13 protein-coding genes and 1 pseudogene are annotated in these 10,414 nt (G+C 64.9%); 4 read left to right on the top strand and 10 right to left on the bottom strand.

What is annotated here, in order from left to right; genetic code table 11:
- Window positions 1–320: 320 nt before the first annotated feature.
- Together H7I57_RS21020 and H7I57_RS21015 are read right to left on the bottom strand one after the other, a co-directional pair.
- Window positions 321–833, bottom strand: a complete 513-nt coding sequence (locus tag H7I57_RS21020; protein WP_264025789.1) for a pyridoxamine 5'-phosphate oxidase family protein — start codon at window positions 831–833, stop codon at window positions 321–323.
- A 96-nt stretch (window positions 834–929) separates the two neighbouring features.
- Window positions 930–1,526, bottom strand: a pseudogene (locus tag H7I57_RS21015) (IS630 family transposase); the annotation flags it as partial.
- 158 nt (window positions 1,527–1,684) lie between these two features.
- On the opposite strand from H7I57_RS21015, the gene H7I57_RS21010 reads away from it, so the two are divergent.
- Window positions 1,685–1,891 (top strand): hypothetical protein, encoded by a 207-nt coding sequence (locus tag H7I57_RS21010; protein ID WP_264025787.1) that lies wholly within the window; start codon window positions 1,685–1,687, stop codon window positions 1,889–1,891.
- Window positions 1,892–1,940: 49 nt separating this feature from the next.
- Here H7I57_RS21010 and H7I57_RS21005 read toward each other — a convergent pair whose 3' ends face one another.
- The 7 genes from H7I57_RS21005 to H7I57_RS20975 form a co-directional block, all read right to left on the bottom strand.
- Entirely contained in the window at window positions 1,941–2,168 is a 228-nt protein-coding gene (locus tag H7I57_RS21005) for a DUF2933 domain-containing protein (RefSeq protein WP_264025786.1), read from the bottom strand.
- Between the two features lie 157 nt (window positions 2,169–2,325).
- Window positions 2,326–2,568 carry a hypothetical protein gene (locus tag H7I57_RS21000; protein ID WP_264025785.1) on the bottom strand — a complete coding sequence of 81 codons (243 nt, stop codon included), beginning with the start codon at window positions 2,566–2,568 and terminating at the stop codon, window positions 2,326–2,328.
- A gap of 327 nt (window positions 2,569–2,895) precedes the next feature.
- Entirely contained in the window at window positions 2,896–3,219 is a 324-nt protein-coding gene (locus tag H7I57_RS20995; protein WP_264025784.1) for a metal-sensitive transcriptional regulator, read from the bottom strand.
- A gap of 69 nt (window positions 3,220–3,288) precedes the next feature.
- Window positions 3,289–3,567: a YHS domain-containing protein gene (locus H7I57_RS20990; RefSeq protein ID WP_264025783.1), complete on the bottom strand. Its 279-nt coding sequence runs from the start codon at window positions 3,565–3,567 to the stop codon at window positions 3,289–3,291.
- Window positions 3,568–3,595: 28 nt separating this feature from the next.
- Window positions 3,596–5,896, bottom strand: a complete 2,301-nt coding sequence (locus tag H7I57_RS20985; protein ID WP_264025782.1) for a heavy metal translocating P-type ATPase — start codon at window positions 5,894–5,896, stop codon at window positions 3,596–3,598.
- Between the two features lie 34 nt (window positions 5,897–5,930).
- Window positions 5,931–6,902: a DUF8832 domain-containing protein gene (locus tag H7I57_RS20980; protein WP_264025781.1), complete on the bottom strand. Its 972-nt coding sequence runs from the start codon at window positions 6,900–6,902 to the stop codon at window positions 5,931–5,933.
- The gene (locus H7I57_RS20975; protein WP_011891812.1) at window positions 6,899–7,111 is read right to left on the bottom strand and encodes a heavy-metal-associated domain-containing protein; all 213 of its coding nucleotides are present in this window, start codon (window positions 7,109–7,111) and stop codon (window positions 6,899–6,901) included. Before H7I57_RS20975 ends, H7I57_RS20980 begins: the two co-directional genes overlap by 4 nt.
- Window positions 7,112–7,266: 155 nt before the next feature.
- Between H7I57_RS20975 and H7I57_RS20970 the strand changes: the two genes are divergently transcribed.
- Window positions 7,267–8,091 carry an alpha/beta fold hydrolase gene (locus tag H7I57_RS20970; protein ID WP_308204392.1) on the top strand — a complete coding sequence of 275 codons (825 nt, stop codon included), beginning with the start codon at window positions 7,267–7,269 and terminating at the stop codon, window positions 8,089–8,091.
- Between the two features lie 50 nt (window positions 8,092–8,141).
- Here H7I57_RS20970 and H7I57_RS20965 read toward each other — a convergent pair whose 3' ends face one another.
- Window positions 8,142–8,288: a hypothetical protein gene (locus H7I57_RS20965; protein WP_264025777.1), complete on the bottom strand. Its 147-nt coding sequence runs from the start codon at window positions 8,286–8,288 to the stop codon at window positions 8,142–8,144.
- A 315-nt stretch (window positions 8,289–8,603) separates the two neighbouring features.
- Here H7I57_RS20965 and H7I57_RS20960 point away from each other — a divergent pair, with 315 nt between their 5' ends.
- The gene (locus H7I57_RS20960) at window positions 8,604–9,368 is read left to right on the top strand and encodes a helix-turn-helix domain-containing protein (RefSeq protein ID WP_264025790.1); all 765 of its coding nucleotides are present in this window, start codon (window positions 8,604–8,606) and stop codon (window positions 9,366–9,368) included.
- Between the two features lie 51 nt (window positions 9,369–9,419).
- Entirely contained in the window at window positions 9,420–10,403 is a 984-nt protein-coding gene (locus H7I57_RS20955; protein WP_264025776.1) for a sterol desaturase family protein, read from the top strand.
- Window positions 10,404–10,414: the final 11 nt, after the last annotated feature.

The following is a 10,414-nucleotide window of genomic DNA, read 5'->3' as shown; positions in this document are numbered from 1 at the left end:
TACGGCATCGTGCGCAAACTTCAACGCGCACTGGCTCATTGGATCGGCACCTGCCCACTATGCCACCACACCTTCCCCACCTAACAAAGTACTACTAGCAGTGCACCTGAGGCGGCCACGCCCGTGCCAATCAACGAGCCGCTTCCCGCAGCGGAGCCGCTAGACGACCACCAAGGCCATGACCACGTGCATTGACGCAGGCCCGCGCGGTAGTCAATCGCGCGCCTCGGCCTCCTAATTGCCGCCCGCCGGGTCTACCCGGCTATGGCCTCACCCCGATGCTCCACAGCGTCGAGCGCCGACATATCGATGCCGTCCCGTCATCGCCCTGACTCGGGAATCGTCACCCGGCCGATCGCGCCACGTGGCTGCCGCAGGTTGTCCCAGACAGTCATTCCAATCGCATATGTGAACACCGTGCGATTGGGGCGGATGCGGTTGAAGCACAAACGGCCCCCCTCGGTCACGATGCGTCGCTCCGTCGCGAGGATCCTGCGAAGGAACCACGATCCCTCGAACGTTCGGTTCCCCCCTCGTCGTCGGCCGCAACCAATCGTGGCGGTACCCAGAAACTGGATCGCGCGCGGCGGAAACACCGGAAAGAACCGATGCGGCGCCGGCACGACGAAGGCCACTTCCGGACGTGCGCGAAGGTTACGCACCTTGCGGTTGGTCGTCCGTGTCGTCACATACAGATTCAGCGGCTCGCCTGGCGCCGCCACCCAATAGACCACACCTGTCACATGCGGTGCGCCGTCCTCGGTCAACGTGGATAGTGTGCCAAACGTATTTTGCCGCAAGGTCTTTTCGACGCGGTCGAAGCTGATGCTCAACGCTGCTCCTGACCAGCACCCGGCACGTTGAGCCGTTTAAGCATCAGCGCGTTGACCGCGACGATCAGGCTCGAACCCGACATCGACAGGGCCGCGAGTGCCCGGCAGCATCGGCAACGCCGGCTGGGTTTTGTTCAAGGCTTGGATCTGGGTCTTCTCGTCCACGCACAGCACCAACGCACGCTCGGGCGGGTTCAGATACAGCCCGACGACGTCGCGAACCTTGGCTACGAACAACGGATCCTTGGACTAGTTTCCACGAATCCTGTTTGTGTGGAGCAAGTCCGAAAGCCCGCCACACCCGCGACACCATCGACTGGTTCAAGCCCAGATGCTCAGCCATCGACCGTGTCGACCAATGCGTGGCATCGGCAGGAGCCGTCTCCAGCGTCGCCACGATCAAGGCTTCGATCCGGTCGTCACCGACCACCCGGGGGCGCCCCGGACGCGGCTCGTCGAGCAAGCCCTCGAGCCGGTCTGCGACGAACCGTGTCCGCCACTTTCGGGCACTAGAGACATGGATGTCGAGTTTGTCCGCAATCGCGGTATTGCTGAGGCCGTCAGCAGTTGCCAACACGATCCGCGAGACCGCATCGCCAGGGCATTCGCGCTCTTGGACCGCCGCGACCACGACACCAACTCGCAACGCTCATCCTCGGTCAGATTCACCACCGACGCGACAGGGTTCGACACCCCCTAAGTCTAAACGCTACCGGCGAACGACTCAGGACACTAGTCGGTCGGCTTGAGCGGCGTCGTGTAGATGTCGCCAGCCCACCGCGACCAGCCAGAACCCGCCCCCAATCAGGACATAACTAGCCAGATGGAACGGGCTCAAGGTGCCCGCCGGCGTGAGTGCTGCGCAGCAGCGGGAACCGAGACCCCAACAAGCTGCCGAGCAGATAGACGGTCAGGGGGATTCCGTTGGCGAGTTCACCGCATTCCTGGTGGCGTTGTTCACCGAGGTGTTAGTCGCGCTTTGTGCGTGGATGAAAAAACTCAATCCGAAAACCGCGAACAACAAGTTATTCAGAATCACCAACGGCCACAGGCCGTAATCGGCATCTGCCATCGCCCCCACCCACCCAACGATCGAAGCCGATTCGGCTACGGCCGTGCGACCGGGTCGCGGTGCTCGCTGATATCGGAAGAGCCACGATTAGAACCCCCGCCGTGGCCTCCCCCCATACCGCCCATCATGAACATCATCATCAGCGGGCAGGCCAGTAACACGAGCGGCAGCAGAACTGTCGAGAGCGGGACGCCCAAGGCCACCGCGCCGATGACCGCTGCGACCAGAGCCGCCGTGTACCAGAGTATGTATTGACGCTTCATCAGTCGCTCCTTCAATTGGGGCCAACGAGGCTCAGGGCCATGCGATAGAGCCTACGTACCTCCGTAGTTGATACGTAGGTACGTAGGTCACTACCGAAGGTGACGAAAGTCCCTCCGGTGCCGATCCACCAGCGAGGGATGGACCGGCACGCCAGCACTAGCCCACCCTGCGACGCTCGCCAGGCTCGGGGCGAACCCGGCAGCACAGGTTGTATACCGGCACAAAGACCACAGCGACATATGCGCTGTAGAGGATGCTCCAGCCGAGACCGGTAACGAACCCGACGACACTCCAGCTGAAGCCGGGAAAGGCCGCAGCGAAGACGCTGTCGGTAAACGACGAGCGCGCCAACGCGTGCCACAGATAGCACGCCGCGTAGGTGATGGCAGCGAACACCATGAGTGACGACGCGACACGGGTAACACTCAATCTGTATCTGTCCACGTCACACTCCAATTCTTACGGGACCCAAATCGCTTGCAGTGCAACAGTGAATGACTGCCCCCTGGGTATCTGACGCGTCTATGACCGTCTGGTTTCGACGTCTTCGGGCAGTCCGCAACGTAGTTGTGTTCCCCGGCGTGCAGGGACGGACTGGCCGTGGAGCTACGCCACCTAGCCTGACGCGTCGTTGTCTCCCTTCGTGATGGTAGGTGCCACCTCGAATACGCGCGATCAGTAATCGGAGATCCGTACTGGCAAACGTCAAGATCACCCGTCACGGGCCTAGGAGCGCACCAGCCGGGCGATGGCTTCGGACGCTTCGGTAAGTCTGGCATCGGCGGCTGGTCCCCCGGCGGCAGCAGCGTCTCGAACGCAGTGTCGGATATGGTCGTCGAGCAGTGCCAGCGAGACGCTTTGCAGGGCTTTGGTGAGTGCGTCAGCTTGGGTGAGGATGTCGATGCAATAGCGTTCCTCCTCAATCATCCGGCTGATGCCGCGGGCTTGACCTTCGATGCGCTTCAACCGTTTCAGGTACTTATCCCTATCAGTGATGTAACCGTGGTGGCCCGATGTCTCGCAGTGGTTAGTGTCGCCGGCTTGAGTCATTTGCAGGTCCTTGTTTTACGTGTGAGGGTTTTCGCCCCGCGGAATCCGGTCCAGGCTGCGCAGTGTTTGTCACGCTGCGCTGGTGTATTTGTCGGGGTCGCGGTCGAACCGTGGTCCGCATCCCTTGCAGCAGAACCAGTAACGCCGACCGCGGTAGTCGCGGAACAGTCCAGCCGCCTCGGCGCTCGTCTTGTTCACCGGCATTCCCGGCATCACAGGGCAGGTGGCCTCGTTCTGGGAGCCGAGCTCGAGCAGATTCCTTGAAGTGGGGACGATGGCCGAGGTGCCGATCTCGTCGCCTGCGCTGCTGCAGCAGCAGCTGGAAGCGGACTTCTGATTGTCGGACATGGGTTCTCCTGAAAGGTGGCGTGGTGATCTAACTGGTGGTGTCGGTGGACGTGGACTTGAATCCGCGCAGGCGCAGGCTATTGCCGACCACGAAGACACTGGAGAATGCCATCGCGGCTCCTGCCAGCATTGGGTTGAGCATGCCTAGCGCCGCGACGGGTATCGCGGCGACGTTGTAGGCGAACGCCCAGAACAGGTTCGTCTTGATCGTCGACAGTGTTCTGCGGGACAGCCGGATCGCATCGACGGCGCTACGCAGGTCACCGCGCACCAGGGTGATGTCGGAGGCCTCGATAGCGACGTCGGTGCCGGTGCCCATGGCCAGACCGAGGTCTGCTTGGGCGAGGGCAGGCGCGTCGTTGACTCCGTCGCCGACCATGGCGACCGTTTTGCCCTCGGCTTGAAGGCGGGCGATGACGTCGACTTTGTCCTTGGGCATGACCTCGGCGATCACCGCGTCGATACCCACTTCGGCGGCGATCTGTCGGGCGACGGCTTCGTTGTCGCCGGTGAGTAGCACGGGCGTGAGGCCGAGGTCGCGCAGCTGCGAAATTGCTTGAGCACTGGTCGATTTCACGGTATCGGCGATGACGAGCACGCCCCGCGCTTGCCCATCCCACCCGACCGCGACCACCGTCTTGCCCTGAGCTTCAGCCACTCCTTTCGCCTGCACCAGCTCTGGGCTCAGGTGTTGGGACCAGTCGGCGAGCAGTGATTCGCGGCCGACGACGACGGCGTGGCCGTCCACGACGCCCTGCACACCCTTGCCTTCGACATTCGCGAAGTCCTCAGGGGTGGGCAGGGTTTGGACTTCCTCGGTGGCCGCGGTGGCGATGGCTTGGGCGATGGGGTGCTCGGAAGCGTTCTCCAGGGCGCCGGCCAGCCGAAGCAGCTCCGCACGTTCGGTTCCCGGCGCCGCGATGACGTCAATCAGGGACATCTTGCCGGTGGTGACAGTGCCGGTCTTGTCTAGCACCACGGTGTCGACCTTGCGGGTCGATTCCAGCACCTCGGGGCCCTTGATCAACACGCCCATCTGCGCGCCGCGACCGGTGCCCACCAGCAGTGCCGTGGGCGTGGCCAACCCGAGGGCGCAGGGGCAGGCGATGACGAGGACCGCGACCGCTGCGGTAAACGCGGCGGTGACCGAGAACCCCGCGCCCAACCAGGCACCGAGGGTGATCACCGCGATCGCGATGACGATGGGCACGAAGACACCGGAGATCCGATCGGCCAGGCGTTGAACCTCGGCCTTGCCGGTCTGGGCCCGTTCGACCAGCTCAGCCATCTGCGCCAGCTGGGTGTCCGAGCCGACACGACTGGCCCGCACCACCAGCCGGCCGCCGGCGTTGACGGTGGCGCCGACCACAGTGTCACCGGCAGCCACTTCCACGGGTACCGATTCGCCGGTCAGCATCGACGCATCGACCGCCGAGCTACCCGATGCCACCACTCCGTCGGTGGCGATCTTCTCCCCCGGGCGCACGACGAACTCGTCGCCGACCATCAGTTCTTCGATGGCGATCTTGGTTTCCACACCGTCGCGCAGCACGGATACGTCTTTGGCGCCCAGATCGAGTAGGGCGCGCAGCGCCGCCCCGGCCTGCCGCTTCGACCGTTTCTCGAAGTACCGGCCAGCAAGAATGAATGTCGTTACCCCAGCGGCGACTTCGAGGTAAATGTTCGCGGCGCCGTGCGACGGCGCCAGTGTCAGTTCGAACGGGTGCTTCATTCCGGGGGTGCCAGCAGTCCCGAAGAACAGCGCGTACAGCGACCACAAGAACGCCGAGACGGTGCCCAGGGAAATGAGGGTGTCCATCGTCGCGGTGCCGTGTCGCAGGTTGGCCCAGGCGGCCCGGTGGAACGGCCACGCCGCCCACACGATGACAGGGGCGGCCAGCGTGAGCGACGCCCACTGCCAGTAGGTGAACTGCAGCGCCGGGATCATCGCCATCGCGATGACCGGCACCGTCAGGACAGTCGAGGCCCTCAGGCGGTGCCGCAGCGACGCCAGTTCGGGGTCGTCGATACCGTCGGCGTTCGGGATCTCGCCGGATGCGTCCGAAGGCGCCGGTGCGCGGGGTGTCGGAAGCGCGGCGGTGTAGCCCGTCTTTTCCACCTCGGCGATCAGCAGCGCCGGATCGTATCCGTCAGGCACCGTGACGGTGGCCTTCTCCGTCGCGTAGTTGACCGTCGCGGCCACGCCGTCGAGCTTGTTGAGCTTGCGCTCGATGCGGTTGGCGCAGGAGGCACACGTCATCCCTCCGATGCGCAGTTCAACGTTCGCACCGGACACCGGTGTTGATGTCGATGTCGTCATGAGTGCCATTGCCTTTCAGTTTTCTGAGTCGGGCCGAAGTCGTTCAGTGCCCGCCGGCATGGCCGGCGTCGCGCGGAGATTCCGGCGCAGGCTGATTGCCGCCGCCGGGTGCAGCGTCGAGGACGAAGCTGGCGGTGTGCACGGTGTCGTCGACTTTGAAGTCGAGGTAGAGCAGGTACCGGCCGGCGGTGGGTGCGGTGGCCGCGAACGACACCGCCGGGCCGCCGGTGCGGCCTCCTACCGGCTCAGCGCCCTCGGGGTGCACGTGCAGATACGCCAGGTCACCTTCACGCAGCGCGACGAGGTGCCCGTATGCCCCGAGGTAGGGCTGCAGTGTTGTCACCGGCTCGCCGTCACGGGTGACCGTCGCTGTGACCTGCTTCGAGACGCCCGCGGTGAGCGCACCGTCGAGTTCCACGGTGTACCCGGCAATCTCATCCGAGGTGCGTGTGGTCAGTGGGGGCGACGGGGCCACCTCGCCGGCCACGTCGACCGTGCGGGTGAGTGTGAGTTTGGCGCTGCCGGCCTGGGCGGGCTGGAAATCCGCGAACACCCGGTAGGTCCCGGCGGCCTTCCACATCCAGGGCATCGACCATATGCCGGTTGCTTGATCCAGGACCGGGTGGACGTGCGCGAAATGCTGACCATCGGAGCGGACGACGATGAGATGCAGCTGCTTGTCGTGCACCGTCGCGTAGTCCAGCAGCGGCGTGCCGCTGGGACCAGCAATGGTGAAGCTCAACGTGGCCCGATCGTTGGGGGCGACGGGTGCCCGTACCGCGCTGAGCGCGTATCCGTCTTGGGCGAGCGACAACCCCGGCGGATCAGCGGACAGCGGTGATACCGGCACCGCCTGCTCGGTCGGCATGGTGTGGCCAGCGGCCGGCTCAGCGCCAACGTGCTGAGAAGGGGTCACCGCGGCGTCAGGGACGACCGCCGCGGCGGTGACGTACGCAGCCGTGAACGCCACCGCCAGTCCCGCACCGAACGCGGCCAACCGTCCCGCGGCGTTCATGCGACCCGCACCGCCGAATAGCCGGCCTCGTCGACCGCATGCAGGATCTGGGCGTCATCGACGAGACCGCTGGAGGTCACGATCAAAGTGCCGGTCGTGGCGCTGACCTCGACGTCTTCAACACCGGCGACCCCGCTGACTTCTTCCCGCACCGACAGCTCGCAGTGCCCGCAGGTCATTCCCGTGACGGCGTACGTGATCGTGCTCATGACCGAGCTCCCATCTTCACCTTGGGCAATACCCCTACCGGGTATGCGTACGCCAATGTATACCCCCAGAGGGTATGTTGCAAGAGTGGGTTTTCGGACTCTTGCTGATGCCGCGACGACGCTGGTCGGGGTCTCCCCGACGAAGGGATAGACAGATGGTGATGCAAACGTTGCACGTCGGGGATGACGGCTGGCCGCTCATGGGCGAGGTCGTCGGCCGCGGCGAGCTGATCATCATGCTGCACGGCGGCGGGCCCGATCACCACAGCATGCGGCCGCTTGCCGACCGACTTGCCGGCCGGTATCGCGTTGCGCTGCCGGATATTCGAGGATACGGAGCATCGCGATGCCCCGACCCGACGCTGCACCGCTGGGATCAGTACGTCACCGACACCCTCGCGATCATCCACGCGCTCGACGCCACGTCCACCCACCTTGTCGGCGCGGGCCTGGGCGGCACGATCGCCTTGCGGACATGCCTCCAACATCCCCAGATCGCCCGGTCAGCTGTCATCATCAGCGCTGAAGCTATCGAAGACGACGCCGACAAGGCCGCAGACGCAGAACTGATGGACCGCTTCGCCGAGCGCGCCCGCTCCCGCGGCTTACAGGCCGCCTGGGAGCTGTTCATTCCTCACCTTGCGCCGCTCATCGCCAACCTCGTCACCGAGGCCATTCCGCGCGCTGACACCCCCAGCGCCGCTGCCGCGGCGGCAATCGGTCATGACCGCGCCTTCGCGACAGTCGAGCAACTCCGGCGTATCGACACCCCGACGCTCATCATCGCCGGCGATGACACACGTCACCCTACGCACCTCGCGCGCACCCTTGCCGACGTCCTTCCGCGCGGCACACTCGCCGAGGCCACCATGTCCAACCTGCTGGTCAACGCCGACGACATGGCGCGCGCCTTCGCCTTAGTGATCGGAGAATTCCTCGCCACCGTGTCGGACCGCGATGCGCAGGACGACCTGCACTAGTGGCGCAGCTCCTCCGAGATCACCGGGGTAGAGCCAGAGGTCCGCGGCCATCAGCCGCAGCAGGATTTTTCCTTGCCGGCCTTGATAGGTCGGCGCCCGCCGGTGATTTGGGCCATCGCGCACAGGGCGATGCACTTGACGATCGCCCGCGTGGTCGAGCTCTCCACGAGCTGGCGGAATTTCTCTGGTGCCGTCACGAGCGTTAAGCCTTCCCAATCGATGCGATACCGCGGGGTACCACCGCAAGGTACCCCGCGGGGGTATCTACGCACAACGTTGGCCTAATCCGTTGTCACTCGCCAACGAGTGCTTTCAGCGCCTCGCTCATCGAGCACGACCGACGGGGCGAGTGCGCTGAAGACAGTGCGGGACGGGAACTGGCATCAATCCATGGCACGGGCCCATCGCCGCCGCTGGCAAACCATGCCCGCCCTCGTCCGACCCAACGCCCAGTCATTGCTGGTAGCCCGGCAAATACCCCTACGGACGATCGTTAGCATCGTTTGGTGGCAATGAATCGGGCGGGCGGTGATACCACCGGCGCACCGCGCTGGGGCGGGGCGGCGCTGCTGCGCCCAGGGGTGTTGGCGTTCACCGGGTCGATCGGTACCACTGATGTACACGCCCATCACGCAGTCCAAATTATCACCGCAACAACATCGTTCACGGTGTGTGACGAGCACGGCAATCGACATCGCAGCACAAAGGTGGTCGTGCCCGCCGATGCGCCACACCGGATTGAGGTCGGCGCGCAGGAGGGCACCGTAGTGTTCCTGGAACCGGAGTCCGTGCCGGGGCGGTCGGCCCATCTGCGCGCAATCCGTTCCGGCTGGACTGTTGCTCCCGTGCTGACGTTGACTCGTCGACGCGCGCTGGGCGCCGTGGTGGACGACCTGATCGAACACCTGGCGCCCCTCGGGACCGCAGACGAAGCGATCCACCACCCTGCCGTTGATGACGCGCTGCGCCTTCTGCCCAGCCTCGTGGCGCAAGGCCCCATCAGCGGTGCAGATCTCGCGGCCCGAGTGGGCCTGTCTGCGAGCCGGTTGACGCATCTGTTCACCGAGCAGGTCGGCATCCCGCTACGCCGCTACGTGCTGTGGTCGCGGTTGCGGATCGCGATCCTGCGGGTGCAGGCCGGTGATGATTTGACCGGCGCTGCGCACGGGGCGGGGTTCGCCGACAGCGCGCATCTGACCCGCACCACCCGCGACATGTTCGGGCTGCCGCCCTCGGTGCTGAGCCGGCACGTCTCCTGGGACCTGGCAACGAGTTGATAGCCGAATCGTTCAAGCTTCGTCACTGCAGTGACCGCGACGATAAGTGCCATGAGTACGACTCCTTCTTCGACCACGACGACGATCACGGCGGGTCAAGCGGTAGCCCGCTACGGCTATGTGCCGTTCATGCTGATCGGCCTCAACGGCGCGGGTATTGCCGTGGCCGCCGCTGACGCCCAGAAGTACTGGCTGCTGGTGATTCTGGCCGTTGCGATCGCGACGGCATTCCTGGTGGAGCGGATCATCCCGTATGACCCCCAGTGGAACCGCGACCGCGCCGACAGTAGCCGCGACCGCATCCACCTCGCGGTCAACGAAACCCTGATCCTGGCCAGCGTCGCCGCCATCCCGCTGCTCGCCGCGATCGTCCCCGCGCCCCAGTTGTGGCCCCACAGCTGGTCATTCGTCACGCAGGTCCTCGCCGCGATCCTCGTCGCGGACTTCGGCATCACCGTCGTACATCTGGCCAGCCACAAGATCGGCCTGTTGTGGCGCTTCCATGCCGTGCACCACAGCATCACCCGCTTCTACGGCCTCAACGGCCTCAACGGCCTCAACGGCCTTATGAAACACCCCCTGCACCAAACCGTCGAAATGGCCGCCGGCGTCGCACCGCTGATCCTGATCGGGCTCCCCGTCAACGTGGCGTCCGCCCTCGCCCTGGCCGTGGCGATCCAGCTGCTGCTGCAGCACTCCAACGCCGACTATCGCATCGGCCCCGCCAAGTACGTCCTGGCCCTCAACGAGGGCCACCGCTTCCACCACCTCAAGTGGGCCGGCATCGGCGACGTCAACTTCGGGCTATTCACCCTGGCGTGGGACCACCTGATGCGCACCTACTCCTACGACTCGGCCCGCCGGTTCGACTCCAGCCAGCTCGGCATGGCCGCCCAACCCGACTACCCCAGCAGCTACCTGCGGCAGATGATCTACCCATTCACTCGGAACGGCGGCTGCAGCCTCAACTCCGCAGCGTCGGAGGGCAACGCACGGACGACAGCATCCGATCCGGCCTCGAAGTATCGCCGCTGACCGGTTATCAT

It is taken from the genome of Mycolicibacterium pyrenivorans (assembly GCF_025821625.1).
Lineage (GTDB): Bacteria > Actinomycetota > Actinomycetes > Mycobacteriales > Mycobacteriaceae > Mycobacterium > Mycobacterium pyrenivorans.
Note: the sequence above shows the minus strand (reverse complement) of the source record. Positions and strands in the feature narration are given on the sequence as shown.

Bases quoted from the DNA above. Each gene is read 5' to 3' on its own strand.
- H7I57_RS20960 (WP_264025790.1), top strand. From the start codon at position 8,604: ATGAATCGGGCGGGCGGTGATACCACCGGCGCACCGCGCTGGGGCGGG.
- H7I57_RS20970 (WP_308204392.1), top strand. From the start codon at position 7,267: ATGGTGATGCAAACGTTGCACGTCGGGGATGACGGCTGGCCGCTCATG.
- H7I57_RS20975 (WP_011891812.1), bottom strand. From the start codon at position 7,111: ATGAGCACGATCACGTACGCCGTCACGGGAATGACCTGCGGGCACTGC.
- H7I57_RS20955 (WP_264025776.1), top strand. From the start codon at position 9,420: ATGAGTACGACTCCTTCTTCGACCACGACGACGATCACGGCGGGTCAA.
- H7I57_RS20990 (WP_264025783.1), bottom strand. From the start codon at position 3,567: ATGTCCGACAATCAGAAGTCCGCTTCCAGCTGCTGCTGCAGCAGCGCA.
- H7I57_RS20980 (WP_264025781.1), bottom strand. From the start codon at position 6,902: ATGAACGCCGCGGGACGGTTGGCCGCGTTCGGTGCGGGACTGGCGGTG.
- H7I57_RS21000 (WP_264025785.1), bottom strand. From the start codon at position 2,568: ATGGTGTTCGCTGCCATCACCTACGCGGCGTGCTATCTGTGGCACGCG.
- H7I57_RS21005 (WP_264025786.1), bottom strand. From the start codon at position 2,168: ATGAAGCGTCAATACATACTCTGGTACACGGCGGCTCTGGTCGCAGCG.
- H7I57_RS20985 (WP_264025782.1), bottom strand. From the start codon at position 5,896: ATGGCACTCATGACGACATCGACATCAACACCGGTGTCCGGTGCGAAC.
- H7I57_RS20995 (WP_264025784.1), bottom strand. From the start codon at position 3,219: ATGACTCAAGCCGGCGACACTAACCACTGCGAGACATCGGGCCACCAC.